At 70.4% G+C, this 25,778-nt stretch carries 27 protein-coding genes; 15 read left to right on the top strand and 12 right to left on the bottom strand.

The genetic code is table 11. The features are described 5' to 3' along the window. Window positions 1–77: 77 nt before the first annotated feature. Complete coding sequence (locus ETAA1_RS14100; protein WP_145239291.1) at window positions 78–2,549, top strand: serine/threonine protein kinase; 2,472 nt, start codon at window positions 78–80, stop codon at window positions 2,547–2,549. 2 nt (window positions 2,550–2,551) lie between these two features. Here the strand turns inward: ETAA1_RS14100 and ETAA1_RS14095 are convergent, their stop codons facing one another. Next, window positions 2,552–3,241, bottom strand: coding sequence for a sugar phosphate isomerase/epimerase family protein (locus ETAA1_RS14095; protein WP_238389443.1), 690 nt, complete (start codon window positions 3,239–3,241; stop codon window positions 2,552–2,554). A gap of 286 nt (window positions 3,242–3,527) precedes the next feature. On the opposite strand from ETAA1_RS14095, the gene ETAA1_RS14090 reads away from it, so the two are divergent. Beyond that, window positions 3,528–3,827: a hypothetical protein gene (locus tag ETAA1_RS14090; RefSeq protein WP_145239284.1), complete on the top strand. Its 300-nt coding sequence runs from the start codon at window positions 3,528–3,530 to the stop codon at window positions 3,825–3,827. A 20-nt stretch (window positions 3,828–3,847) separates the two neighbouring features. After that, window positions 3,848–4,594 carry a 2-C-methyl-D-erythritol 4-phosphate cytidylyltransferase gene (gene ispD, locus ETAA1_RS14085; RefSeq protein WP_145239281.1) on the top strand — a complete coding sequence of 249 codons (747 nt, stop codon included), beginning with the start codon at window positions 3,848–3,850 and terminating at the stop codon, window positions 4,592–4,594. A 104-nt stretch (window positions 4,595–4,698) separates the two neighbouring features. On the opposite strand, the gene ETAA1_RS14080 is transcribed toward ispD, so the two are convergent. The 9 genes from ETAA1_RS14080 to ETAA1_RS14045 form a co-directional block, all read right to left on the bottom strand. Continuing rightward, window positions 4,699–5,511, bottom strand: a complete 813-nt coding sequence (locus ETAA1_RS14080) for an inositol monophosphatase family protein (protein WP_145239278.1) — start codon at window positions 5,509–5,511, stop codon at window positions 4,699–4,701. 23 nt (window positions 5,512–5,534) lie between these two features. After that, the gene (locus tag ETAA1_RS14075; RefSeq protein WP_145239275.1) at window positions 5,535–6,788 is read right to left on the bottom strand and encodes a M16 family metallopeptidase; all 1,254 of its coding nucleotides are present in this window, start codon (window positions 6,786–6,788) and stop codon (window positions 5,535–5,537) included. A 13-nt stretch (window positions 6,789–6,801) separates the two neighbouring features. Continuing rightward, window positions 6,802–6,924, bottom strand: a complete 123-nt coding sequence (locus ETAA1_RS33440) for a hypothetical protein (RefSeq protein WP_261342016.1) — start codon at window positions 6,922–6,924, stop codon at window positions 6,802–6,804. Further along, on the bottom strand, window positions 6,921–8,162 hold the full coding sequence (locus ETAA1_RS14070) for a M16 family metallopeptidase (RefSeq protein ID WP_145239272.1): 1,242 nt from the start codon (window positions 8,160–8,162) through the stop codon (window positions 6,921–6,923). Before ETAA1_RS14070 ends, ETAA1_RS33440 begins: the two co-directional genes overlap by 4 nt. Before the next feature lie 74 nt (window positions 8,163–8,236). After that, a complete protein-coding gene (locus tag ETAA1_RS14065) occupies window positions 8,237–8,635 on the bottom strand; it encodes a hypothetical protein (RefSeq protein ID WP_145239269.1) in 399 nt (132 codons plus the stop codon). A 147-nt stretch (window positions 8,636–8,782) separates the two neighbouring features. After that, window positions 8,783–10,657 (bottom strand): TolB-like translocation protein, encoded by a 1,875-nt coding sequence (locus ETAA1_RS14060; RefSeq protein WP_145239266.1) that lies wholly within the window; start codon window positions 10,655–10,657, stop codon window positions 8,783–8,785. 10 nt (window positions 10,658–10,667) lie between these two features. Further along, window positions 10,668–11,693 carry a DUF1559 family PulG-like putative transporter gene (locus ETAA1_RS14055; RefSeq protein ID WP_145239263.1) on the bottom strand — a complete coding sequence of 342 codons (1,026 nt, stop codon included), beginning with the start codon at window positions 11,691–11,693 and terminating at the stop codon, window positions 10,668–10,670. Window positions 11,694–11,881: 188 nt separating this feature from the next. Continuing rightward, a complete protein-coding gene (locus tag ETAA1_RS14050) occupies window positions 11,882–12,487 on the bottom strand; it encodes a GNAT family N-acetyltransferase (RefSeq protein WP_145239260.1) in 606 nt (201 codons plus the stop codon). Between the two features lie 63 nt (window positions 12,488–12,550). Then, window positions 12,551–13,789: a serine/threonine-protein kinase gene (locus tag ETAA1_RS14045; protein ID WP_202920881.1), complete on the bottom strand. Its 1,239-nt coding sequence runs from the start codon at window positions 13,787–13,789 to the stop codon at window positions 12,551–12,553. A 123-nt stretch (window positions 13,790–13,912) separates the two neighbouring features. Between ETAA1_RS14045 and phoU the strand changes: the two genes are divergently transcribed. After that, window positions 13,913–14,584, top strand: coding sequence for a phosphate signaling complex protein PhoU (phoU, locus tag ETAA1_RS14040; protein ID WP_145239253.1), 672 nt, complete (start codon window positions 13,913–13,915; stop codon window positions 14,582–14,584). Here phoU and ETAA1_RS14035 read toward each other — a convergent pair. Next, on the bottom strand, window positions 14,571–15,326 hold the full coding sequence (locus tag ETAA1_RS14035; protein WP_202920880.1) for a copper homeostasis protein CutC: 756 nt from the start codon (window positions 15,324–15,326) through the stop codon (window positions 14,571–14,573). The two genes, phoU and ETAA1_RS14035, sit on opposite strands and share 14 nt — an antisense overlap. Here ETAA1_RS14035 and ETAA1_RS14030 point away from each other — a divergent pair. From ETAA1_RS14030 to ETAA1_RS14020, 3 genes are read left to right on the top strand one after another with little or no spacing between them, the layout of a single operon-like run. Next, the gene (locus tag ETAA1_RS14030; protein WP_145239247.1) at window positions 15,313–16,953 is read left to right on the top strand and encodes a formylmethanofuran dehydrogenase subunit A; all 1,641 of its coding nucleotides are present in this window, start codon (window positions 15,313–15,315) and stop codon (window positions 16,951–16,953) included. The two genes, ETAA1_RS14035 and ETAA1_RS14030, sit on opposite strands and share 14 nt — an antisense overlap. Window positions 16,954–16,958: 5 nt before the next feature. Next, window positions 16,959–17,582 carry a metallophosphoesterase family protein gene (locus tag ETAA1_RS14025; RefSeq protein WP_145239244.1) on the top strand — a complete coding sequence of 208 codons (624 nt, stop codon included), beginning with the start codon at window positions 16,959–16,961 and terminating at the stop codon, window positions 17,580–17,582. Between the two features lie 6 nt (window positions 17,583–17,588). Continuing rightward, window positions 17,589–17,936: a P-II family nitrogen regulator gene (locus ETAA1_RS14020; RefSeq protein ID WP_145239241.1), complete on the top strand. Its 348-nt coding sequence runs from the start codon at window positions 17,589–17,591 to the stop codon at window positions 17,934–17,936. Window positions 17,937–17,979: 43 nt separating this feature from the next. On the opposite strand, the gene ETAA1_RS14015 is transcribed toward ETAA1_RS14020, so the two are convergent. After that, complete coding sequence (locus ETAA1_RS14015; RefSeq protein ID WP_145239238.1) at window positions 17,980–19,254, bottom strand: Gfo/Idh/MocA family protein; 1,275 nt, start codon at window positions 19,252–19,254, stop codon at window positions 17,980–17,982. A 288-nt stretch (window positions 19,255–19,542) separates the two neighbouring features. Here ETAA1_RS14015 and ETAA1_RS14010 point away from each other — a divergent pair, with 288 nt between their 5' ends. The 8 genes from ETAA1_RS14010 to ETAA1_RS13975 are packed head-to-tail and all read left to right on the top strand — an operon-like array spanning window position 19,543 to window position 25,777. After that, window positions 19,543–19,740, top strand: coding sequence for a hypothetical protein (locus tag ETAA1_RS14010; RefSeq protein ID WP_145239235.1), 198 nt, complete (start codon window positions 19,543–19,545; stop codon window positions 19,738–19,740). A gap of 18 nt (window positions 19,741–19,758) precedes the next feature. Then, window positions 19,759–19,941: a hypothetical protein gene (locus ETAA1_RS14005; protein ID WP_145239232.1), complete on the top strand. Its 183-nt coding sequence runs from the start codon at window positions 19,759–19,761 to the stop codon at window positions 19,939–19,941. Window positions 19,942–19,944: 3 nt separating this feature from the next. Continuing rightward, window positions 19,945–20,658 carry an RsmE family RNA methyltransferase gene (locus ETAA1_RS14000; protein ID WP_145239229.1) on the top strand — a complete coding sequence of 238 codons (714 nt, stop codon included), beginning with the start codon at window positions 19,945–19,947 and terminating at the stop codon, window positions 20,656–20,658. Between the two features lie 34 nt (window positions 20,659–20,692). Further along, window positions 20,693–21,670 (top strand): NAD-dependent epimerase/dehydratase family protein, encoded by a 978-nt coding sequence (locus ETAA1_RS13995; RefSeq protein ID WP_145239225.1) that lies wholly within the window; start codon window positions 20,693–20,695, stop codon window positions 21,668–21,670. Window positions 21,671–21,683: 13 nt separating this feature from the next. Then, on the top strand, window positions 21,684–22,505 hold the full coding sequence (locus ETAA1_RS13990) for a transketolase (protein ID WP_145239222.1): 822 nt from the start codon (window positions 21,684–21,686) through the stop codon (window positions 22,503–22,505). After that, window positions 22,498–23,433 (top strand): transketolase family protein, encoded by a 936-nt coding sequence (locus tag ETAA1_RS13985; protein WP_145239219.1) that lies wholly within the window; start codon window positions 22,498–22,500, stop codon window positions 23,431–23,433. The genes ETAA1_RS13990 and ETAA1_RS13985 overlap by 8 nt, the downstream gene beginning before the upstream one ends. Window positions 23,434–23,458: 25 nt before the next feature. Further along, window positions 23,459–24,787 (top strand): lipopolysaccharide biosynthesis protein RfbH, encoded by a 1,329-nt coding sequence (rfbH, locus tag ETAA1_RS13980; protein WP_145239216.1) that lies wholly within the window; start codon window positions 23,459–23,461, stop codon window positions 24,785–24,787. A 12-nt stretch (window positions 24,788–24,799) separates the two neighbouring features. After that, window positions 24,800–25,777: a glycosyltransferase family 2 protein gene (locus tag ETAA1_RS13975; RefSeq protein ID WP_145239214.1), complete on the top strand. Its 978-nt coding sequence runs from the start codon at window positions 24,800–24,802 to the stop codon at window positions 25,775–25,777. Window position 25,778 lies beyond the last annotated feature (1 nt).

Raw genomic sequence — 25,778 nt, 5'->3', positions numbered from 1 at the left:
GTCTCCCATCTGTGGCTCATGCCCTATAGTAACAACGCCGTCTAACCGCCTCAGCCGCCCGGCGAGGATCTCGACACATGGCTCCCCCCGCTTCGGTTCCCGAGTTCCTGGACCTGGTCCAGAAAAGCGGGGTCGCCGACGAGGCCAAGCTGAAAGCGTACCTGGGCAAGATCGGCGGGGTGGCCGCCCTCCCCGCCGAGCCGGCCAAGGCCGCCGGCCAACTCGTCCGCGACGCCATGCTGACGTACTTCCAGGCCGAGCAAATTCTCCAGGGGAAGTGGAAGCGGTTCACGATCGGCAAGTACCGCGTCCTGGAACGGCTCGGGGCCGGCGGCATGGGCACGGTGTTCCTGTGCGAGCACAAGCTGATGCGCCGCCGGGTGGCGGTCAAGGTGCTGCCGACTGCCAAGGCCGCCGACCAGGCGAGCCTGGACCGGTTCAACCGCGAGGCGCGCGCCGCCGCCGCCGTGGACCACCCCAACATCGTTCGCGCCTTCGACATCGACCAGGACGAGAACCTGCACTTCCTGGTGATGGAGTACGTCGACGGCACCAACCTCCAGGACCTGGTCAAGAAAACAGGCCCGCTCGACCCGGTGCGGGCGTGCCACTACGTGTACGCCTCCGCGGTCGGGCTCGACCACGCCAACGCGATCGGGATGGTGCACCGCGACATCAAGCCGGGTAACATCCTGCTCGACCGCGCCGGCGTGGTGAAGATTCTCGACATGGGCCTGGCCCGCCTGACGTTCGACACGGACGACCACATCACACGCAAGTACGACGAGAACATCCTCGGGACCGCAGACTACCTCTCCCCCGAGCAGGCCGAGGACAGCCACACGGTCGACATCCGCTCCGACATCTATTCGCTGGGCGCCACGTTCTACTTCCTGCTGACGGGGAGCCAGCCCTTCCCGGAAGGGACGATCCCGCAGAAGCTCATCTGGCACCGCACGCGCGAGCCGCGGCCGGTGCGCGAGTACCGCGCCGACGTGCCGGACGCGGTCGTCGCCGTGCTGGCGCGGATGATGGCGAAGAAACCCGAGCACCGCTACCAGACGCCGGCCGAGGTGATGGCCGCGCTGCAGCCGTGGGTGAGCATTCCGATCGCCCCGCCCACCGACGCCGAGATGCCGCAGTTGTCTCCGGCGTTGGCCGCGTCTCTGGGCGGTCGCCCGGCCGTTCGTTCGACGGCCAGCCCGACGATGCAACTCGGCGCTGAAGCCGGAAGCGGCATCCGGCTCAGTTCACCTGCGAGTCTGAGTTCGGCCCCGACACAGATTGCCGTGGTGACGACCGCCCCGACTCCGTCGCCCGGCGTGTGGGAGTCGCTGGACGACGCTTCACCGCTAGCCGCCGGCGATACCCCACCGAACGGCCGGGCCCAGCCCGAAGCCCGGGCGACGCGCGCCCCGAGCGGCCCGTCGCGGCGGCGGACGCGACCGCTCCTCCTGGCGGCGGGTGCGGCTGTTGTGCTGATCGGCGGCGGAATCGTCGCGTACTTCCTCCGTCAGCCACCCGAGCCTCCTCTTCCGCCCGTGGGGTCCGGGGCCAAGCGACTGATCGTCTCGAAGTCGAAGTCCGGCGAGGGGACGTTTCAAACGCTGGCGCAGGCCGTAGCCCGTGCGGCCAACGGCGACACCATCGCGGTCGAGGAGCCGACGCTGACGGAGAGCCTGGTCCGCGTGTCGCGACGCGACGTGACCATCGAATCGGCCCTCCCCGACGGCAAGCCGGTGGCACTAACGCTGAGCGCGGCCAACCCCGGCACGGCGCTCGTGGAGGTGGTGAACGGGGCCGAGAGCTTTCGGCTGCGTGGGTTCGTGGTCGATGCCCAGGGCGGGGCCGACTACGCCATCGGCATGAGCGGCAACATCGCCGGAGCGACGCTGGAAAACGTGACCGTGCAGGGTGGCAAGAAGGGCGGCGTACGGCTCTTCAACGTCGCAGGCAACTCGGCCAAGCCCGTCGTGCTGGACCGGGTTCGCGTTGTGGTCGGCCCCAATCAGGACGCCGGGGTGAAAGTGGAGACGCAGGGGAACCTGTCGGCCCGCGCCCTCGTCGTGCGGTTCTGCCGGTTCGAGGGGCCCGGCCGCGCGGGCATCCGCTTCGAGGCTCCCGTGGACGGCGTTGACGTGACGAACTGCCGCTTCTTCCAGCTGGACTCGGCCATCTCCGCCGCCCGCCCAGCAGACCGTCAACCGCTCAAGCTGAGTGTGACGCAGAACATGATCGCCGAGTGCAAAACCGGCCTGGTCGTGACCGGCAAGGACCGCACCACGCCGAACGTGGTGCTGACCGTGAGCCGCAACTACTTCGCCCGCGTCCCCGAGGCGATCGGGCGGACCGATGCCGACCTGCCGGGCGTGACCGCGAAGCAGAACGGCCGGGCGCCCGACGCCAACGCCGGCAACCTGATCCCGAATGCCGTTGTCGTCAACCCCGCGCCCGAGTTCTCGACCAATCGGGCCGACGACCCGGCCTTCCTCCGCTTCCTCCCCGGCGGCGCGCCGACCGTCGAGGGGCTGCGCGTCGGCGCCGAGTAGCGTCAGATCAGCGACTCGAGCAGGTACTTGAGCTTGCGCACCTCGGGCTCGACCGGGAACGGGCTGTCCGGCACGTCGCGCACGTCCACGGTCAGGGCGCGGTCGTAGTGGACGCGGTCGAGCTGTGTCAGCACGCGGCTGTACTCCAGCTCGCCCTGCCCGACGCGGACCTGGAACTGTTCCGGGGTCGTACCGCTGTCGCGGAGGCGGACGTGCCGCACGTAGGGGAACGCGGCGTCGTGGCCGACCGGGCCGTGCGGGGTGACATGATAGTGGCTGGGGTCGAGCGTCAGGCCCAAGCCCGGCACCCGGCGGCACAGCTCGACCGCCCCTGCCGGGTCGGCCGTGACCGTCTCGCCGTGGGTCTCCACGGTGAGGATCACACCCTCGGACTCGGCCGTCCGGACCCAGTCGGACAGTCGCGTCGTCTCGGCGTCGAGGTCGGCCCCGATCGGGGCGGCGGGCACGGTGACGGTCGGAACGGTCATGACCCTGGCGAGCCGGCACACGGCGCGCAGCTCGGCCCGCGCCTGCTCGGGGTTCGGGTTGTCGATGACTACGTGGAACGCCGCGAGCGGCAGGTTCGCGGCCTTGAGCCGCTGAGCCGTGCGGCCGGGGTCGGCGAGCACCTCCGCGGGCGTCAGGTGCGGGCCTCCGCTGTGTACAGCGAGGTCGGCCTTGGGAAAGTGCATCTCCCGGATAGTCCGGAGGGCGTCCTCCAGTGGCATCCGGGTGAAGCACAGAGTCGAGCAGGCAACGTACACGGCGTGGCCCTCCCCGTGGGCGCGCGTCGGACATCCGTTTCGGCCGCCCGCCCCCGCGGAAGCCGAGTCCGTCCCCCAAAGACGAGCCGCCCGCATACCCGCGGCGACGGGCGGACGCAAGGAAAAAACTGGCGAAAACGGCCTTCCACGCGGCGGTCGCGGCCGGTATCTGCTCGCCCCGGTTGCCCGCCTTGCCGCACCACCCGGGGCCGCGATGACGCTCCCGACCGCCGACTGGCTCGCCGCCCTCGCCGAGATGGACGCGGCCGTCGCGACCGCCCTCGCAGAACTCGACGCGTTCGAGGCCCGCTGGCCCGACGCGCCGCCGCTGCCGACCCAGTCGCCGCTAGAAGCACTCGAGGCACGGCTGACGGGCTGGGACGAGCGACTGGTCGCGGCGGGGCGACTGGCCGAGGGGCTGGAGCGGCAGTTCGCCGACGGCGCCGCGGCAGTCGGTCGGTGGAATGAAGCGTTCACCACGTGGCGGGGGCGGATACAACAACCGGCGGAATAGCCGCCCGCTCCGGAGCTGCCATGCCGTCGGTCGCCGTCGTCATCCCCGCCGCGGGGCAGTCGTCGCGGTTCGGCGGGCTGGAGAAGAAGCCCTTCGTGTCGCTCGACGGCCGGCCGGTGTGGCAGCGCTCGGCCGAGTTGTTCTGGAACCGGCCGGACGTGAGCCGGGTCTACCTCGTGCTCTCGCCCGACGACCGCGCCGACTTTCGCGCCCGGTTCGGGCACCTCATCGCGTTCGCCAACGTGGAACTCGTCGACGGCGGTGCCGAGCGGTTCGAGTCGGTCGCCAACGCCCTGGCCCGTGTCCCTTCGGGTGTCGAGTTAATCGCGGTCCACGACGCAGTCCGACCGCTGGGTACGCCGGCGCTGATCGACGCCGTGTTCGGCGCCGCCGCGGAGCACGGCGCGGCGCTACTCGCAGTTCCGGTCGCCGACACCCTCAAGCGCGTGGACGCGGCGACGAACCGCGTCGTCGGCACGACGCCGCGGACGGGTTTGTGGCAAGCCCAGACGCCGCAGGTGTTCCGCCGCGACTGGCTGCTCGACGCCTACGCCCGCCGGGCTGACGTGCCGCAACCGGTGACCGACGACGCGCAGCTGGTCGAGGCCGCCGGCTACCCCGTCGTCGTGGTGCCGGGCTCGGCGACGAACTTCAAGATCACGACGCGGGACGACCTGTCACTGGCCGAGTTGATCCTCAAGGCCCGGACTGGCTCCCGCGAGGCGGATCAGCCGCCGGTCCGGTTCGACGACGAAGCGAAGTGGTGACTCCGTCACACCGCAGGACTGCTGGCGTCATCCCCCGCCGCCCGCTGCTGGGTGGAAGGCCGACCTGTACCGCTTCTCGCAGCGGCTGTTCCGCTGAGTGGTGCTCAGCGGTTGTGGATTAGGCGGCCGAGCTCGGCGTGCAGTTTGCCGTTCGTCACCAGGCTGTCGTGGCGGAACGGGTCGGGCTCGCCGCCGTCGAGCGTCGTCACGGTGCCACCGGCCTCCGTCACCATCACGAACCCGGCAGCCACGTCCCACGCCCAGTTGTCGAACGCCCAGTACCCGTCGAACCTGCCGCACGCCACGTAGGCCAGGGCGAGCGCCGTCGAGCCGTTGCGCCGCAGCGACTGCGCCTCGGCGCTGACCGCCTTCCACACCTCCAGATTCCGCAACTGCCGTTCGTAGTTCGACGGGAAGCCGGTGGCGATCATGCCGTCGCGGACCGTCGCAATGCCGCTGACGCTCATCGGCTTGCCGTTGAGGGTCGCGCCAAGCCCGGCGGCGGCGGCGAACATCTCGTCCAACCGAGGGTCGTAGATCACGCCGACGACCGGCGTGCCGTCCACCACGAGGCCGATCGACACGCAGTAGGCCGGCACGTCGTGGACGTAGTTGGCGGTGCCGTCGAGTGGGTCCACCACCCACGCCGGGGCTGACCCCGCCGCCGGCCGCGTGGCCTCAATCGGCTTGCCGAACGACTCTTCCTCGCCGACGAACTGGTGCTCGGGAAACCGGCCGAGCAGGTACGCCTTCACCACGTCTTGCGACGCCTGATCGGCCTCGGACACGAGGTCGGCGCGGGCCTTCTCGCGGACGACGAACCGGCCGCGCCACGACTCCAACACGGCCGCTCCGGCGCGGGCGGCCTCCTGCGCGGCGGCCAGGTATTCGGGGAGTCGGGCGGAGTCGTAGGGCATCGGGTCGGCGTCCGTGCGGTGAGCTAAACGGGCTTCCCGGCCACGCCGGCGAGCGTGTCCAGCGGGCCGAAGGCGATGACGGTGCTGCGGTCGATCGGGTAGGCGTCCAGGTACGCCCGCACGTCGGCGAGCGACACGGCGTCGAAGTTGGCCAGCTCGGCGTCCACGTCGCGGTACTCGCCGGTGTAGCTCCACGCCGCGGCGATGGCCTGCATCCGCCCCATCGGCCGCTCGCTGCCGCGGACCACCCGGCTGGCGATCTTGCTCTTGGCGGTGTGAAGCTCGTCCGCCGTCAGGCCGTCGCGCTGCACCTCGGCCAGCACCGCCCGCACGATGTCGAGGTTCGCGGCGGCCCGCTCCGGCTCGCAGCTGAACGCCGTGTACGCGCAGCCGGCGCCGTCGTACTCGTAGTACGCGCTGTCGGCCGAGTCGGCGTAGCCCGGGTCCACCAGCGCCCAGTACAGCCGGCTGCCCGAGTCGTCGCCGAGTGCGAGTGCGAGCGTGTCCGCGGCATACCGTAGGCGGTTGTCGGCCGGCGGACCGCCGGCCTGGAACATGACGTGTTCCTGCTGCACCTTCTCCCGCGTCAGCACGTGGAGGCCGCCCTCCCCCGCCCACTCGCTGCGCGGGCCGCGGCCGGCCTCGCCGCGCGCCCACCCGCCGCACGCCGCGGTCACCAACTTCACCAGTTCGTCCCAGTCGAAGTGCCCCGCGGCGGAGACGACGATGTTGGTCGGCGCGTAGCGGCGGCCGAAGTAGGCGTGCATTCCGTCGCGGGTCAGCGCCGTCACGCTCTCCTTCGACCCGAGCACGCTGTTCCCGAGCGGGTGCGGGCCGTAGAAAATCTTCCGCGCGTGGTCCGACGCCGCCCACGCCGGCTGGTCCTCGTACATGCCGATCTCTTCGAGAATCACCTGCTTTTCGGTGTCGAAGTCGTCGGTGCGGAGGCTCGGGCGGAGGATGTCGGCCAGAATGTCCACGGCCCGCGGCAGGTACTCGGGGAGCACCGCCGCGTAGTAGACGGTGTTCTCCTCACTGGTGTAGGCGTTGTAGCTGGCCCCGATGCGGTCGAAGTCGAGGTTCACGTCCAGGGCGGTGCGCCGCGGCGTGCCCTTGAACATCATGTGCTCGAGGAAGTGACTGACGCCCGATTCGTCCGGCCGCTCGTCGCGGCTGCCGGTGCGAACGAAGAAGCCGACGGCCGCCGACCGGGCGGCGGGGCTCGGCTCGCCGATCAGGGTCAACCCGTTCGGCAGTGTGTGGGTAAAGAACGGCACGGCCGCAGACTCCTCAGTTGCTGAAGAAGCGGGACCACACGATCATCGCGGCCCCGAGGGTCCACACCGTCAGGCCGGTGATGATGACCCACTTGAAGGACGTGGCCGGTTCGCGCTGCTCGGTCGGGTCGTTCACCGGTCCTCCGGCATGGTCAAGGGGGCGGGGCCGAGCGTCACGAGCGTCATCCCGCGGACCGGGTAGCGGCCCAGGTACCCGACGACGGCCGCCGGCGTCAGCCCGTCGATGGCCGCCTGCACCTCGTCGAACGACCGCACCCGGCCGAGGTAGTACCAGTCGGTGGCGATGGCGCCCGCGCGGGCGGACGTGGACTCTTCCTGCATGATGAGCGACGACTTCAGTCCCGCTCTGACGCGGTCGATCTCGTCGTCGGTCACGCCCAGGCTCAGTCGCCGCAGTTCGCCGACGGTCACGTCGAGCGTCTCCTGGGCGCGCTCGGCGCGGGTGCCGGCGTACGCCAGCATCGAGCCGCGGTCCTTGAACGTCTCGTGCCACGCCGACACGCTGTAGCACAGGCCCCGCTTCTCGCGCACTTCCGTGAACAGGCGCGACGCCATGCCGCCGCTCAACACCGACGCCGCGGCCCGCGCCGGGTAATAGTCCGGGCTGCCGATGGCCGCCGCCGGGTACGCCAGTGCGATCTGCGTCTGCTGGGTGTCCTTGTGCAGGTGCTCGGACAGCGGCGTGCTCGCGGTCAGTGGTAGGGTGGCGTCCTCGCCCGGCTTCCAGTCGCCGAACAGCCGCTCCACCTGGGCCTTCAGCGGCTCCCATTCCACGTTCCCGGCCACGGACAGGATCGAGCCGTTCGGCCGGAACAGGCGGGCGTACTGGTCACGCACGTCGTCGATGGTGAGCGCCTCGATGTGCTCGGCGACGCCGCGGCGGTCCTGGTTCAGCGGGCGCGGGTAGTAGCGGCGGCGCAGCTCGACCATGACCTTCTGCTGCGGCGCGTCCTCGAGGCTCTGCAAGTCCTGCAGCGCCAGCGCCTGCACCGGTTCGAGTTCGTCGTCGGGCAGGTGCGGGCGGCGGAGTACGTCGGCGAAGATGTCCAGGGTCGCGGGAACGTTGCGGGCCAGCGTCGAGCCCCAGAAGCGCATGTTGACGGCACCGACACTCTCGTCGCGGTCCACGCCGAGGTTGTCGAGTGCGAGCGCGAGTTGCCGGCTGTCGCGGTCGCCGGCACCGCGGGTCATCAGGTCGGCGACTACCGACGCGAGGCCGAGTCGGCCGGGCGGGTCGTAGGCGGCGCCGGCCGGGACGAGGAAGTTGATGGCGGCCGAGCGGACGTGTTCCATCCGCTCCGCGAGCAGTACGAGGCCGTTGGCGAGGGTGTGCTGGAAAACCTGCTGTCCCACGACCGCCCCTTTTCCGTCCGGGGCGGCCGGGCGGCCGCCGCTGGGGCATTCTACGACCTCCGACCCGTGGCGGGCTACTTGCGGCCCGGCGTGGGATTCGTCGGCAGGTCGATGTTCAGCACCTGGCCGTCGGCGGTCACGTCCACTTCGTAGTCGGTGTGGCCGGGGTCGTAGCGTCCGCCGAGGGCGTCCATGAACCGCGGGCTGAACTGCTGTACCGCCACCAGGTACTTTCCGGCCGGTACGCCGGACAGCTTGTACGAGCTGCTGGCGGTGTCGGTGTCACGGGCGGTGTAGCGTTCCGTCTTGGCCGGGTCGACCGGGAGGAAGATGATCAGCAGGCTTCCACCGTCGGGCCACGTCAGCTTCTCGCCGCCACGGGTGACGGTGCCGCTGACGGTGCAAATTGGTACGCGTGACCCGCAGCCGCAACTGAGCAGGAAGAGTGCAATCGCCGGGAGAGTTCGTTGCATCGATCCATCCTCGTGCGAAGCCGCAAAGTCATTTACGGTCGAGGTTTAACCACCTTGTAGAGTCCCCGCATCGCTCCGATACCAATTTGTGTACTGGACTCATTGCGTGCCCTGAAGGGGGGTGGGTGAGCCGTACACAAATCGGCGTCAGTGTGGGAATTGCTCCGCGTGCTTTCGGTGGTCGGCCGGCGGCATGCCGCTGTGGCCGGGGTGGCATCCGACGCAGAAGTGCCGGCCGCCGGACGTCGCCAAGCTGTAGTGGTCACCAGCGAAGGCGTAAAACGCCGCCCGCCGCCCCGCCGCATCAGCTGCCGCCGACTCCCAACGCACCACTTTACCATCGCGGCCGAAGCCGGCGAGGACGGTTGGCGCGTCGGTCGGTACCGGTCCGCCGGCGGTGTCACCTGCGGGGTATTCGACCAGGGGCTCCCACGCCCCTGGCACCCGCGGCCGGACGGGGTCGTCGAACCGGTCGCGGCGCGACGCCCACACCTTCAGCTTGACGATCGCCCCGGCCGGCGGTGCGGCGAACACGGGGCCGCTCCCCGTGTCGGTCCGCTGGCCGGGCAGGTCGGCCATCTGCATCCCGGTCAGCCCGGTGGCGAACAGGTTGCCGGTCGGGCCGACGTACTTCTTGCCCGAGAGTAGTTGCAGCGTGCGGTCTGGCGCCGAGTTGTCGTTGCTCGCGGCGGGCACCTCGTAGACCGAGCGGCGGTACACGGCTACCGGCTCCGCGTCGACCAGGTCGGGGTCGTCGAACAGGAGCTTCAGCTCCACTGGTCCTGCCGTTGCACCGTCTTCCGGCCACTCCTCGGGGGCGAGGTAGAGGCCGAACGCTCCCGGCGCTGAGCCTCCAGCCGCTGACAGGAGCACGCCAGCGGGTGGACAGGGCGACGGCGTGGCGAGCGACATTGCTCGACCGGCTTCGGGAATACGGTGCAACCGCACTCCCGACAGAGTCGGTAGCGGAGCCGCGGCGGCACTGGGCACAGCGGCGATGGTGCCCGGCACGACCTGGGCCACCGTGAGGCGGCCGTCTGGTCCGGGGGTCATGAATGCCACTCGGCCATTGGCCAGAAGCCTTGGCCGCCACACCGGCACCGGCGGCTTCGCCAGCATCCCGAAGTGGCCCGACGAACTCAACCGCACGAACGCCCCGAGCCACGCATCGGTCGGCGGCGTCGCCGACGGCACCGCGGGGTCGAAGGGTCGCACGTCGGTGGCATCGGCGCTGACCACCTCGCGGTTCCGGCTCCAGAGGCTGAACGCGACGTAGCCGCTGGCCATCGGCCACGGCCAGCGGTCGTTGTTGCGGTTGGCCGTCGCTTGCGTCAGTCGCCCGCGCTCGTCGCGCACCCACAGTTGCGTGGACCGGCGGTCGTGGTCGCGGCCGAGATCCGGGTCGCGGCTCGACGCGAACACGATCTGCCGCGGCTCGGCCCGAACCTCGACCGGGTCCACGTCGTCGTAGTCGATCCGACAACGTTGAGCGTCGGACAGAGGCGACCCGTCCGCGGCGAAACGGAGTGGCGGCACGGCGACAGCTCCGAGGTCGCCCGGCTGGCCGGTCAGCGGCCGCAGGTCGGAGCCGTCGAGCTGCACCTCGTAGAGGCGGAAGTGCCCGGGGTCGTCGCCGCCCTTCCGGCCCGCGAACAGGATCGACCGACCGTCCAGCGTCACGGACGGGCTCATCACGTCGATCAGCGTGCCGCCGTCGGGAAGTGCGCGGCCCCACGTGAGTTCGTGGACGGTGCCGCGAGTCGAGAGAAGCCGAAGCCTCCCCTCGCGTGCGGCCCACAGGCGCCGGCCGGGGTAGCGGAACTCTTCGCCGTCCGGGGCGGCGGCCTCGAAGCTAGCGGGCTCCGAGCGAGACGTGAAGACGACGGCCACCGGCGGCCGTGCGGCGACGAACCCGTTCAGCCGGGGGTCGCCCGGGTCGGGGCGGAGGAGAAACCAGTAAGCCACGACCCCGGCCGCCACGGCGAGCGCGGTGACCAGGGTCGGGCGAGTGCGGCGGGTCATCGGCGGCGCGTCAGTTGTCGGTCCAGTTCAGGCCGTCGTTGCGGCTGAGCATCAGGAACCAGTTCGCCTTGCTGACCGAGTTGCGGACGAAGCGCGTGCTGCCGTCGCCGAACCCGACCACGACGCCGCCGGTGTGCTTCCCGCGCGACGTGGCCTGCTGGAAGGGACAACCGGGCCACGCGCCCATGCCGTTCCTGGGGTCGTTGATGCAGCCCTCGCAGTCGTCGGCGTTGTCCTCGGTCGTGTTCGGGGTGGTGCAGTCCCACCCGTTGCCGGCGATGACGCTGGCCCCGGGGAAGCCGAGCGCCCACACGCCGCGCGAGTCCTGCGACCCGAGCTGCGAGCCGATCCGCAGCTCTGCCAGCATGATGGTGTTTGACGAGCCGTCTTCGATACGGTTGACCATGGTGGCCCAGTTGATGCACATCACGCCGCCGGACAGGGTGTTGTTCGGTACGCCCAGGTTGGTCGGGTTGTTGGTCAGCCGCGGGCTGTTCCCCATCTCGCTGCTGATGTAGCCGACGCCGTTGTCCGGGCTGACGGTGGCCCCCTGGTGGAGGCCGCCGGCGTTGCACGCATAGTTACCGCGCGCCCACCCGCCGCCGTCGCCGGTCCATGCCGCGTCGATACCCAGGTCGGACGGACACAACATGGTCGGAATGAGCGTCGTGCGGATGGCCTTCCACGCCGCGCTGCCAGTCGCGGCGTAGGCGGTGATGTTGGCGGCGTGCGCGTTGTACAGCGGCCCCTGCTCGATGTCGGGGAGGATGAATACGGCCCAGTTCGGCCCCTGTCCGCCGGAGTTGGTTCGGCTCACACCCGGGCGCATCTGCACGGCCACCGGCAGCGCCCCGGTCCGGTCCTGGTAGCTGTGGCAGGCGATGCCCAGCTGCTTGATGTTGTTCATGCACTTGGCGCGGGCGGCGGCCTCTCGGACCTTCTGCACGGCCGGCAACAGCAGCCCGATCAGCACGGCGATGATGGCGATGACGACGAGCAGTTCGATCAGCGTGAACCCGATACGACGGCGAAGCATCGGAGACCCCCGGGAGATGAGGGAGGCACCGGGAAGGGCCGGGCGGGCGCGAGTGAGTGCGAGTTCGTCGCGGGCCGGCGAGCCCGGTGAGAGCTATGAGTCGAGTCCCACCATACACCGAGAATCGGCCGGCCGCCAGCGCGATCTTAAAAAGTTGGCTCGCGGGTGCCGGCGCCATACGGCCCGAGTCAGATGCCGGCCCGGACCTCGGCCGCGGGCACGCCACGGTACGTGGTGCGGGTGCAGCGGAAGCCGATCGAGCGGTACATCCGCACGGCCGGCTCGTTCAGCGCCGTCACCTCCAGGAACACGCGCTTCACGCCGACGGCCGCGAACCCGGCGAGCGCCTTCAACAGAAGGGCCCGGCCGATGCCGCGGCCGCGGAGTTCGGGTAGGACGCCGATGTTTTGCACGCCCCCGTGGCCGGCGTCGTCGATCAGCCCCTGGATGGTGCCGACACAGCCACGGGCCAGCGCGGCGTGGTCGGGAGTGGTACCCACGAGCCACGTGGCCTGCGGGCAGAAGCCGGGCCTCGTGCGGATGGCGGTCATCAGGTCGTGGCACCCGGCGAGCGAACCGAGGCAAGGGAATACGGCCGTGTCGAGTTCGTCGAGGAAACTCAGCGCCTTGACTTCGGCGTGGGTGCCGAGGAGGGAGTCGTGCCACGGCAGCCAGTGGCAGCCGGCCGGTAGCGTGGCGCGGAGGATGTGGCCACTCTCGTCCGCGGCGCCAGTCGGCGGGCGGCGCAGGTCGAGTTCCATCCGGTAGCGTTTGTAGTATTCGATCCGCCGCATCGGTCGATCCGCCTGCGAGTGGCCCTTGCAATCGTACCCGGTCCTTGCGGCGTGGTCAAAGAGTCAGAGCCGCGACACGAGCCCGACCAACACGACGAGGCCGACCAGCGCGGCGAGCACGCCGCACCCGGCCGCGACGAGCACCCACGGCTTCAGGTCCGGAGCACCGACCGCCACACCGGGAATGGGCTCCGCGTCCCACAACTCCGGGTCGCTGCCGGGAGCATCGAGAGCGGCGACGGTCTCGCGCGTGCTGTTTACGGCGGGATCGCCCGACGGCCGGCTCAGGGCGTCACCCGCCCACGGCTTCAGAACGGCTTGCACGGCGTCGGCGCTGGACGGCCGGTCCGCAGGGTTCTTCGCCATGAGCGAGCGCACGAGCGCGACCAGCGGGGCCGGCACGGCGGGGTTGAACTGCGCGAGCGGCGGCGGCTCCTCGGCCCGCTGCCGTTGGATTTTTTGCTTCGACGTGCCGCCGGGAAACGGCGGCAGGCCGGCGAGCGCGAAGTACAGCGAGCACCCGAGAGCGTACAGGTCGGCGGCCGGACCGACGGCCGTGGGGTCAGTCGTCTGCTCGGGGGCGATGTAGTCCATCGTGCCGAGGACGTACCCCTTGGTGCCGAGGATCTTTGAATCATCCAGTTGGCGCTCGCCGGCCATGATGGCGAGGCCGAGGTCGAGCAGCTTCGCACGGCCCTCCGGCGTCACCATGATGTTCGCCGGTTTCAGGTCGCGGTGGACCAGCCCTCGGGCGTGGGCGTGGGCCAGCCCTGCGGCAACGTCGGCGAACACCCGCGCAGCGTCGGGCACAGACAGCGGCCCGCCGCCCTCCACGAGTTGACGTAGCGACAGGCCCGGGACGTACTCCATGGCGATGAAGTACGTCCCGTCGGCCTCGCCGGCGTCGAGGGTACGGGTGACGTTCGGGTGCTCCAGGTGCCGCCCCAACTGCATCTCGCGGAGGAACCGTGCGAGCGTCCGCGCCTCCGCCTTCGCGCGCTTCGGCGACAGCACCTTCAGCGCCAGGAGGCCGCCGGTTCGGTCGCGGCGGCGGGCGAGGTAGACGGCCCCCATGCCGCCACGGCCGACCGGCGCGAGGATGACGTAGGGGCCGATGAAGAAGCCCTGCCAGCGGCCGCGGAGGAGTTTCTCGGCCTGGAAGTGCGTCAGCTTCTCGGCGGCGACGAGGTGGTCGGCCGCGGCCCGGCTGTCGACGCGAGGGACGGCGGCGAGGTCGTCCGCGCTGATGAGCCCGCTGCGGGTTGCGGCGAGGAAGAAGTCGGCCGGGTCCGTCTCGGCCATCGCTCGCGTCTCGGGTGGGATTCGACTCATCGTAGACCGGCCGCGCCGCGCCGGCCACCGGGCTGTTCCTGCGGCTCCGCTTCGGTTAAGAAGTCCGAATCCGTTCTGTCCGCGGAGGGGGTCGTGTCCAAGCACCTCGACATGGACCTGGAGCGCCTGCACCGGTCGCTGTTGCGAATGGCCGGGTACGTGGAGGACGCCGTCGTCACGGCCGCGACCGCGCTCCAGGCCCGCGACCCCGACGGCTGCGCCCGCGTGATCGCCGGCGACGCCGACATCGACCGGCTCGAAAACGAAGTCCAGGACGAGTGCCTGAAGATCCTGGCGCTCCACCAGCCGGTCGCGGTCGATCTGCGGCGCGTCTCGGCGGTGCTGATGATTACGACCGACCTGGAGCGGATCGGCGACATGGCCGTCGGGATCGCCGAGCGCGCGGCGGTGGTGGCGCGGGCGCCGTACGTCCCGATCCCGGAAGCGATCGGTGGCATGACTCGGCGGACGCTCGAAATGCTGCGGGCGAGCCTCGATGCGTTCGTGCACCTCGACACGACCGCGGCCTGCCGGGTGATCCGCGCCGACGACGAGGTGGACCGCGACAACGCCGAGATCATCCAGGGGCTGATCGCCCGGATGCAGGCCGAGCCACACCTCGTCGAGCCGGCGATGTCGCTGTTCACCGCGGTGCGGCACCTGGAGCGGATCGCCGACCACGCCACGAACATCGCCGAGGACGTGATCTATTTGGTGAGGGGCGAGATGGTTCGCCACCACCCGGAGGTGCTCAGCCCCCCGTGAGGCGGTCCAACTCCGCGCGGACCGCGGCAACTTGCTCGGGATCAGTTCGCGTGGTCACTCCCATCCCGGCCGCGACCCTCATACTCCGGCCCGGCGACCCGGTTTCTCGCCGGAACGACCCGTGGACTTGGTCGCACCCCGTCGCCCGGACGAGGTCGGCCGCGGTCCCCGGCTTGATCCCGCCGCCCGGCAGCACCTCGATCCGACCCCGCGCCCACCGAATGAGTTCCCGGATCATCCCCTCACCCGCAATCGCGGTCGGCCCTCCGCCGCTCGTCAGGACGCGTGAGAATCCCAGGTCTATCGCTTGCGACATGGCGTCGTACGGGTCCGGGTGGAAATCGAACGCGCGGTTTAGCACTGCCCGCCCTGAGGCGAGTCGGACCAGGTCCCGGCACGGTTCGAGGCGGCCGGCGTCGTCGTACCCGCCGCAAACGATGGCGTCCGACCCGTGGGTGAGGAACCAGTCGGCGTCGCCGTGGAGCGTCGTCCAGTCGCGCGGAGAGTAAACGAATCCCCCGGGCCGAGGGCGGAGGAGTACGCACACGGGCACCGCTACCGCCTTTCGCACGTCAAGAAATGTCGCCGGCGAGGGGGTAACTCCCCCGACCTCCAGCACCGAACACAACTCCAGCCGATCGGCTCCCGCCCCGACGGCGGCGACGGCCTCGTCGGCTGTGGTGACGCAGACTTCGAGCGTGATTCGTCGGCCCGATACACTGGTTGGCATGGGGTTGCTCAAGCTCGCCGGCGGCACCGTGTTCGACCCCGCCAACGGGATCGACGGTCAGGTCCGCGACATTTGGATGGACGGGGGTCGCATCATCGACCCGCCCGCGGAACCTGCCGGGCGCGTGTTCGACTGCACCGGCCTGGTCGTGATGCCGGGCGGCGTGGACATTCACGCCCACATCGCCGGCCCGAAGGTGAACGTCGCCCGCAAGCTCCGCCCCGAGGACCGCCGCGACCACGCCCCGTTCCGCCGCACCGACAGGCTCCGCTCCGGCACCCTCGGCAGCACGCCGACCACGTTCGCCACCGGCTATTTGTACGCCGGCCTCGGCTACACCACCGTCTTCGACGCCGCCATCCCGCCGCTCGGGGCGCGGCACACGCACGAGGAGTTCCACGACACGCCCGTGATCGACAAGGGCTTCTTCGTCCTCGTCGGTAACAACCACTACGTGATGGACCAGATCGCCGCCGGCGAGCACGCCCGGCTCCGCGGCTTCCTCGGCTGGCTGCTGCACGCCACCCGCGGCTACGCCCTCAAGGTGGTGAACCCCGGCGGCGTCGAGGTGTGGAAGCAGGGCGGCGCCATGTCGGGCTTCGACGAACTCGTGCCCGGGTTTGGCGTCACGCCGCGCGCAATCGTGCGCGAGTTGGCCCGCGCCGCCGACGACATCCGCGTGCCACACGCGCTGCACGTCCACTGCAACCAGCTGGGGATGCCCGGCAACTGGGCCACGACGCTGGAGACGATGCGCGCCGCGGAGGCGAGCCGTGCGCACTTCACGCACGTGCAGTTCCACAGCTACGGCGGCGGGCCCGACGACCAGGGCACGTTCTGCTCGAAGGTTCCACCGCTGGCGGACTACGTGAACGCCCACCCGAATCTGACCGTGGACGTCGGGCAGGTGCTGTTCGGCGACACGACTTCGATGACCGGCGACGGCCCCCTCGGGCACTTCCTGCACCGAGTGACCGGGCGGAAGTGGTTCAACGGCGACGCCGAGTGCGAGGCCGGCTGCGGCATCGTGCCGATCGAGTACAAGGAAAAAAGCCTCGTACACGCCCTCCAATGGGCCATCGGCCTCGAGTGGTATCTACTCGTGGACGACCCGTGGCGCGTCTGCATGAGCACGGACCACCCGAACGGCGGGTCGTTCCTGGCGTACCCGGAAATCTGCGCCCTGCTGATGAGCCGCGACTACCGCCGTGAGGTGCTCAAGCGACTACCGGAGAAGCTGCGCGATCGCTGTTCACTCCCGGACCTGACGCGCGAGTACACGCTGAACGAGATCGCCATCATCACCCGCGCCGGCCCCGCCCGCATCCTCGGGCTCACGCACAAGGGCCACCTCGGCCCCGAGGCCGACGCCGACGTGACGGTCTACACGCCGGCCGCGGACCGGCGTGCGATGTTCGAGCTACCACGCTACGTATTCAAGGCCGGCGAGTTGGTCGTCGAGCAGGGGGAACTGCGGTCGGTGCCCTTCGGCCCGGCGCTGGTGTCGCGACCGGATTTCGACCCGGGCGTGCTGCCCCACGTGCGCAAGTGGTTCGGGTCGGCTTACTCGCTGGCGTTCGACAACTACGCGGTCGGACCGGAGTACGCGACACACGGGGAGCGGGTCGTCACCCGCTGAACTCGATGCGGATCGGTGTCGTCACCGACATCCACGACGCGGCCGAGGAATTGGCCCGCGCGCTGGCCGTGCTTCGGACCGAGCGCGTGGACGCGGTCGTCTGTCTGGGAGACGCGACCGACCAGTTCGGCCCCCGCAATCGGGCCGCCGAGGTCGCGACGTTGTTCCGGGATGCCGGGGCCAAACTGGTTTGGGGTAATCACGACCACGGCCTGTGCCACGACTCCGACCCGGTGGTAAAGGCCCGGTACGACGCCGACACGCTCGCAACTTTCGCGTCCGCATCGCCGCGCATCGAACTCGCGGGTTGTCACTTCTCGCACGTCGAGCCGTGGATCGACGCCCACGACCCCGCCGCGCTCTGGCACTTCGGCGGGCTGCCGCGGACGGACGAGATGCTGGGGAAGACCTTCGCATCGTTCCCGCACCGGGCGGCGTTCGTCGGCCACCATCATTGCTGGTTCGCGACAACGCCGACCGGACGGGTTTCTTGGGACGGGTCGGCCCCGCTCCGGCTCGCCGCGGAGGACCGATACTTGATCGTCGTCGCCCCGATCTTTCAGCGCTCGTTCGCGGTCGTGGACACCGACCGCGGCGTTGTGATCCCGCACACCCTTCCCGACTGCTGAGGTGCCATGAAACTCATCCTCGCCATCATCAAGCCCGAAAAGCTCGACGCCGTGAAGGAGGCGCTGAACAAGGTCGAGGTCTTCCGCCTGACGATGGTGGACGTACTCGGCTTCGGTCGGCAGAAGGGGCACACCGAGGTCTACCGCGGGCACGAACTCACCGTCAACATGCTGCGGAAGGTGCAGTTGCAGATCGCCGTGAACGAGGACTTCGTCGAGCCGACGGTGAACGCCATCATGGAAGCCGCGCGCACCGGACCTGAGGGGCGGATCGGCGACGGCAAGATTTTCATCCTTCCGCTCGAAGACTGCGTCCGGATCCGCACCGGCGAGCGCGGCCCCGAAGCAATTTGACCCGGGAGTGCCCACCCGCCGGGGCGGGTGGGAACTGGTCGTTTTACCCCAACCGGTACGGCGCCCGGTACGGCCGCGTCAGCATCTCGTTCGCCGCGGCGTCGCCGACGATCTGTTCCTTCACCGCGTCCCACGTGATCTTCCGCTTCGTCCGCAGCGCGATGTTGCCCAGGTGACAGACCGTTGCGCTGCGGTGGCCGATCTCCGCCTCGCAGATCGGCGCCCGCCGACTTCGCACGCAGTCGAGCCAATTCTGGTGGTGGTTGTTGCTCACGTAAAGCCGCGTCTCGCCAGTCGGCAGTGCGTAGGGGTCGGCCACGCGCTCGCCGTTCAGCGTTACCGTCAGGCCGCTCCGGTTCACGTGGATGGTGCCGCGGGCGCCCTCGAACGTCACGCCACCCGGGAAGCCGCCGCCGAGGCTGCACTGGAGCGTCACATTGTTCGGGTACGAGTAGGTGAGCGTCGCCTTCTCCGGCGTCTCGAACCAGCCGTCCTTGTGGAACGTCGCCGTGCCCTCGACCGACAGCGGGCCGGCGCCGTCCGTGCCGAGGCCCCACTGGGCGATGTCGAGGTCGTGGGCGCCGAAGTTGGTCTGCTGGCCGCCAGAGTAATCCCAGAAGAAGCGGAACAAGTAGTGGACGCGCTTCTCGTTGAACGGCCGGTCCGGCGCCGGCCCCAGCCAGGCCGGGTAGTCGAGCGCCGCGGGCGGGGTGCCGTCGGGAACGGCCGGGCCGCGGAAGTTCGGGCCGGGCAGCCCGACCTTCACGGTGCGAATGGCGCCGAGCGCCCCGTTGCGGACCAACTCGCAGGCGTGGCGGAAGCCGCGGTTCGATCGCTGCTGGCTCCCCGTCTGCACTACCCGGTTGTGCTTTTTCGCGGCCTCGACGATTGCGCGGCCCTCGGCCACGAACAGCGTCAGCGGCTTCTCGCAGTACACGTCCTTGCCAGCCTCGCAGGCGTGGATCGTCGGCAGCGCGTGCCAGTGGTCCGGGGTTGAAACGAGGACGGCGTCCACGTCGCGGCGATCGAGCAGCCGGCGGTAGTCGGACGCGGTCGTGGCGGTGACGTTGTTCTTGGCCAGGTCGGCGGCGGCGGTGGCGAGGTGGTCGCGGTCCACGTCGCACACGGCGACGACGTTCCGCCGGACGGCGTTCATGTTCCCCTTCCCCTGCCCGCCGACGCCGACGCACGCCACCCGCACCCGCTCGCTCGGGGCGTCCTGACCGAGCGCCGTGCGGTAAGTGCCCGCGCTGAGCCCGAGGAACGCCCCACCCGCCAGCCCGGACCGCAAGAACCCCCGCCGCGTCTGCCGTGCCATCGGTTCGCCCCTGTGGAGAAATGTGAGCCGGTGCCCGTACTTTACCCCACCCGCGGGCTGGGACCAGCTCGAAGCCGTTCTATCGAAGGCACCGGTTGCGACGGCGCGGGCTTGGGTTGTACGGCGGTTACGGGGTCGACGGCTCAACCCGGCGGCGGCGGGATGCCGACATTGAGTGAGCGACGAACCGCCCCCTCCGCCCGGCCTGGGGCCGGTCCCGGCCGCGATTCGCCCGCCAGGATGACACGCCCCCGGCTTCCGCCGGGGCACACCGTCCGGGAGGCCGACATGACCCCGCTTTCGCCGCTCGCCGTCGTCCCGCCCACGCGCCCGAATTTCGAGCTTCTCCGGTGCGCCGGCTGGGCCATCTCGTCGTTCACCGGGTCATACTGCGTCGCCTGGCGCGGCCGCGACGAGGTGGTGTTCGAGTGGCGCGAAGGCGAGTGGCATCGGGTTGGCGCCCGGGCGTGTGGCGTCGCCGCCTGACCGACCGAGGGACCGCCGATGACCCGCCCGCCAGCCGAGGACGCGTCACCCGCCCAGTCGTACCCGACGTTCTGGGACGCCATACCGGTGGACACGCCCCCCGCAGCCAAACCGCCGACGGGTGACGCGTACGCCCATTTCGCCCACGCGGCCGAAGCCGCGCCCGCCGTGCTCACGGTGGACCGGCTCGAAGTAGACTGACCGATGGCCGACCGCTTCTACACGCCCGACGCACTCCCACCGGGCGAGTACGTCCTGACCGGGCCTGAGGCACATCATCTCGCCGCCGTCCGCCGCTTCGGCCCCGGTGACCGCGTCGTGCTCTTCAACGGCGACGGCGCCGATCACCCCGCCGAGGTCGTCGCCGCGGACCGCAAGCGAACGCTCTTGCACGTGCACCCGGCGGTGCCCGTTGACCGCGAACTCCCCTTCCCGCTCGAACTCGCGGTGGCACTGCCGAAGGGCGACCGCGGCGACTTTCTCGTCGAGAAGCTCACCGAGCTTGGCGTCAGCCGCTTCACACCGCTCGTCACCGAACGCACGATCGTCCAGCCGAAGGAGGCACGGCTGGAGAAGCTCCAACACGCGGTGATCGAGGCGAGCAAGCAGTGCGGGCGGAACGTGCTCATGCGCGTCGCCCCGCTGACGACGTGGGGCGCGTTCCTGGCGTCGGCCGACCTTCCACCGCGGCGGCTGATTCTGCACACCGCAGTCGAGAGGATGCCACTCGGGGCTGCCAGCGCGGGCGGAGTGGTGATCGCGGTCGGCCCCGAAGGCGGGTTCACCGACGCCGAAGTCGAGGCTGCCACCGGCTGGGCGCGCGTCGGGCTCGGGCCACGGGTGCTCCGGGTCGAAACGGCCGCGGTCGCTGCCGCCGCGTGGGCCGCCCACGCGGCCGTCGTGCCTCCCCCAGAGTGACGTTGACCGCCTCCCCGGTGTGGGACTATAAGCCGTGCCCGGCCGGGCGGCCGTGTGCGCCAGCATGGAGTGCGTCATCGGGCGACACCAGCGAGTCCTGATCACCGGCGGGAGTGGGTTCCTCGGCGCGACCCTGGCCCGCGCCGAAGTCGCCGCCGGCCGCGACGTTCACCTCTTGCTGCGCCCGGAAGCCCGCCCGGGTCGGCTCCTGGAATTGACCGGGCGATTCACGCGGCACGACGCCGACCTCCGAGAGGCGGGGGCCGTCCGTCGGGCGGTCGAGGCCGCGCGGCCGGACGTGGTGTATCACCTGGCGACGCACGGGGCACACCCGTCGGAGCACGACCGCGGGACCATCTTTGCCACGAACCTCGGCGGCACCGCGAACCTGCTTGGCGCCCTCGCCGGCCGCGACTACCGGGCGTTCGTTCACGCCGGCAGCTCGTCCGAGTACGGCCACAAGGCCGCGCCGATGAAACCGGGCGACTCACTGGAACCGCGCAGCGACTACGGCGTGACGAAGGCCGCGGCGACGCTGCTGTGCCAGGCCGAGGCGTTCCGCGGGGCGCCGGTCTGCACCGTCCGCATCTTCTCCGCCTACGGCCCGCTCGAAGACCCGACCCGGCTCGCGTCCAGCGTCCTCGCCAGTTGCGCCCGCGGCGAAGCCCCGCGCGTCACCGCCGGGCACCAGCCGCGCGACTGGGTGTACGCCGACGACGTGATCGAACTGCTTCAACAGGCCGCGGACTGCCCCGCGGCGCGCGGGCGAATCCTGCACGCCGGCGGCGGCCGGCGGCAAACCGTGCGAGACCTTGTGGAGACGGCCGTGGCGGTTTCCGGCGGGCGCCTGCGGCCCGAGTACGGCAGCGAGCCGCCACGGCCGGACGAGCCGACGACGTGGGTCGCGGACCTGACGGACACGACAGCGCTCACCGGCTGGGCGCCGCGGACGACACTGCGGCAGGGGCTCGAACGGATGTGGGCGGCACTGGCCCCCTCGCGGGCGGCGTGAAAGGGAGCGGCGGATGACGCGGTTCGACCCGACCCGATTGCGCGCGACCGTGCTGCGGATGGCCCACGCCGGGTCCACCGTCCACATCGGCTGCGCGTTCTCGCTGGTCGAGGTGCTCGCGGTGCTGTACCGCTCGCACCTCCGGCTCGGCGCCGGCCCCGACGACGTAACCCGCGACTACCTCGTGCTCAGCAAGGGGCACGGCGTCATGGCCCAGTACGCCTGCCTGTACGAACTCGGCTGGCTGACCGACGCCGATCTCGACCGCTACTTCGCCGACGGCACCCGCCTCAAGGGGCTGTCCGACGCCCACGTCCCGGGGCTGGAGGTAACGTCCGGTTCGCTCGGGCACGGGTTGTCCGTCGGCGTCGGGCTGGCGCTCGCCGCGCGGCGGAAGGGCACCGGCCAGCGCTGCTTCGCGGTGGTCGGCGACGGCGAGATGAACGAGGGGTCGATGTGGGAGGCGCTGCTGTTCGCGGCGCACTTCAAGTTGTCGAACCTGGTAGTGGTCGTGGACGCCAACGGGTTCCAGGCGATGGGCCGCACCGACGAGGTGATGGGCCTCGGCAAGCTGGCCGACAAGTTCGCCACGTTCGGCCTCCACGCGCGGGAAGTGGACGGGCACGACGAGGCGGCGTTCGACGCGGCGGTCCGCGCGGCACTGGCTGACCCGGAGCCGCGTCCGAAGGCGATCGTCGCCCGCACCGTGAAGGGCAAGGGCGTGTCGTTCATGGCGGACGACAACCGCTGGCACTACACCCGGTTGACGCCGGAAACCTACGCCGCGGCCGTCCGCGAGTTGGCCCCCGCGGCCGGGGGTGTTCAACATGCGTGACGCCTTCTCGACCGCCCTTGTGGCCGCCGCCCGTGCCGACGAGCGGGTACTGCTGCTGACCGGCGACCACGGGTACGCCCTGTTTGACGGCATCCGCCAGGCCTGCCCGGACCGCTTCCTGAACGCCGGCGTCGCCGAGCAGAACATGGTCGGCGTCGCCGCGGGGCTTGCCAAGGGTGGCTTCCGGCCGGTCGTGTACGGGCTCAGCGCCTTCGTGCCGGTGCGGGTGCTGGAGCAGATCAAGATCGATGTCTGCTACGAGAACCTGCCGGTGCTGTTCGTGGGCGACGGGGCCGGATTCGTCTACAGCCACCTGGGCACCAGCCACCAGAGCACCGAGGATGTGGCCGCGATCCGGGCCGTACCGAACCTCACCATCCTCTCCCCCGCCGACGCCGCCGAACTGACCGCCTGCTTCGAGCTAGCCCTGACGCTTAACGGGCCTGTCTACTTGCGGATGGGTAAGGCCGACCTCGGCGTCGTACACGACGCCCCGCCGCGGATGACGCTCGGCGGGCTGGTGCCAGTCCGCGCCGGCGACGGGCCGCTGGCCTGGATCGCCACCGGATCAATGGTCCGAACCGCGATGGTTGCCGCGGCGCGCTGGCCGGGGAGCGCCGTCTACAGCGCCCCGTGCCTGAAGCCGCTCGACGCCGAGGAGGTCGCCGCCGTGTGCCGCCGGCACCGAACCGTGGTGACGGTCGAAGAACACAGCGTCTTCGGCGGGCTCGGCGGGGCGGTCGCGGAAATCGCCGCCGACCGGGCGCCGACGTTCGTCTGCCGCGTCGGCGTTGACGACCGCTTCTCGGAGAAGTGCGGCAGCTACCAGTACCTGCTCGGCGAGCACGGGCTGGACGCCGGTTCGGTCGCGAGGCGGGTCGAGGAGTTCTTGCGCCGCCAGACCGCGGGGCTGAGCTGGGCCGCGTGACACACCGCGAAGGAGTCGCACCCCGATGTGGGAACCGCTGCACGCCGAGATTCTCGACAAGGTTCGGGACTACGTCGCCGCCCGGCACGGCCCCAAGCCGTTCCTGCCGGGGTCGAGCCGCGTCCCCTACGCCGGCCGCGTCTTCGACGAGGCGGAAGTGGTCGCCGCGGTGAGCTCGGTGCTCGACTTCTGGCTCACGCTCGGGCCGCAGGGCGACGCCTTCGAGCGAGAGTTGGCGAAGTACGTCGGCACCCGTAACGCCTTGCTCGTGAACTCGGGTTCGAGCGCCAACCTCGTCGCCTTCGCCACCCTCACCAGCAACCAGCTCGACCGGCCGCTCAAGCCCGGGGACGAAGTCATCACCGTGGCCGCCGGTTTCCCGACGACGGTGGCGCCGATCGTCCAGCACGGCTGCGTCCCGGTGTTCGTGGACGTGCGGCTCGACACCGCCAACGCCATCGTGGACCGCGTCGCGGCGGCGGTCGGCCCCAAGACCCGCGCCGTGATGATGGCGCACACCCTCGGCAACCCGTTCGAGCTCGACGCCGTGATGGACGTGGTCCGGCGGCACGACTTGTACCTCGTCGAGGACAACTGCGACGCCCTCGGCAGCACCTATGGCGGCGTCCGCACCGGCACGTTCGGCCACCTTGCGACGCAGAGCTTTTACCCGCCGCACCACCTGACCATGGGCGAAGGCGGCGCCGTGCTGACGAGCGACGGCCGGCTGAAGCGGATCGCCGAGTCGTTCCGCGACTGGGGCCGCGACTGCTGGTGCCCGTCGGGGAAGGACAACACCTGCAACAAGCGCTTCGGGTGGAAGCTCGGCACGCTCCCGGAGGGGTACGACCACAAGTACGTCTACAGCCACCTCGGCTACAACCTGAAGCCGCTCGACGTGCAGGCCGCCATCGGCCGCGAGCAGCTGAAGAAGGTGGACGGCTTCACCGCCGCCCGCAAGGCTAACCACGCCCGCGTCCGCGCCATGCTGAAGCCCTACGAGGAGTTCGTGGCGCTGCCCGAAGCGACGCCGGGCAGCGAACCGTCGTGGTTCGGCTTCCTGGCCACGGTCCGCGACGGATCGCCGTTCTCGCGCCGCGAGATCGTCCAGTACCTGGAAGCCCGGCAGATTCAGACGCGGCAGCTGTTCGCCGGCAACTTGCTGCGGCAGCCGGCGTTCGAGGGGGTGGAGCACCGCGTCGTCGGCGACCTGGCGAACACCGACAAGCTGATGGCCGACGCCTTCTTCCTCGGCGTCTACCCCGGGCTCACGGGGCCGATGCTCGACTACCTCGGGACGGTGCTCGACGACTTCTTCGTCGCCGTCCGCCGCACCGGCCGCGCCGCCGCCTGACCCCGGAAAACCATGCCCGCGCCGAAGGTCATCAGCGTCGTCACCCCCTGCTACAACGAGCAGGACAACGTCGGCCCGTGCCACGAGGCCGTGCGGGCGGTGTTCGCGCGCGAACTGCCAGGGTACGACTACGAACACGTCTTTTGCGACAACGCCTCCACCGACGCCACGCCCGGCGTGCTCCGCGAGCTTGCCGCGCGCGACCCGCGGGTGAAGGTCATCCTCAACGCCCGCAACGTCGGCCCGTTCCGCTCCGCCTTCAACGCCATCCTGGCCACCCGCGGCGACGCCTGCCTGCTCATGCTCGCGGCCGACCTGCAAGACCCGCCCGAGTTGCTACCCCAGATGGTGCGGCTGTGGGCGGAGGGGAACGAAGTCGTATTCGGCGTGCGCAAGGTCCGCGAAGAAGGCGGCCTGATGCGGCTCACACGCCGGCTGTACTACTGGACCGTCAGCAAGTTCGCCGACATCTCCATCCCGCAGAACACCGGCGAGTTCCAGCTCGTGGACCGCCGAGTCGTCGAAGCGCTGCGGCGGTGCGACGACTATTACCCGTACATCCGCGGGCTGGTCGCCAACTGCGGGTTCCGCCGCACCGGCGTCGAGTACACGTGGCGGGCGCGGAAGCGCGGGTTCTCGAAGAACCGGCTGTACCACCTCATCGACCAGGGGCTGAACGGACTGATCTCGTTCACCAACGTGCCGATGCGGGTGTGCATGGCGACCGGCTTCACCGTCGCCGGGCTGAGCCTGCTGTACGCGGCGTTCACGGTGGCCTACCACCTGTTCGTGGGCGGCACGGCCCCGCCGGGCATTCCGACGCTCATCACGGCGCTGTTCCTGTTCTCCGGCATCCAGCTGTTCTTCTTCGGCGTCCTCGGCGAGTACGTGTCGGCGATCCACGCGCAGGTCCGCAAGCGACCACTTGTGGTGGAGCGCGAGCGGATCAACTTCGACGCCGAGCCCGCCGCCCCGGCCCGCGCCGCCTGAC

The sequence above is a fragment of the Urbifossiella limnaea genome (assembly GCF_007747215.1).
Classification (GTDB): domain Bacteria; phylum Planctomycetota; class Planctomycetia; order Gemmatales; family Gemmataceae; genus Urbifossiella; species Urbifossiella limnaea.
The sequence above is the reverse complement of the archived record's forward strand: the minus strand, read 5'-3'. Positions and strand labels throughout refer to the sequence as shown.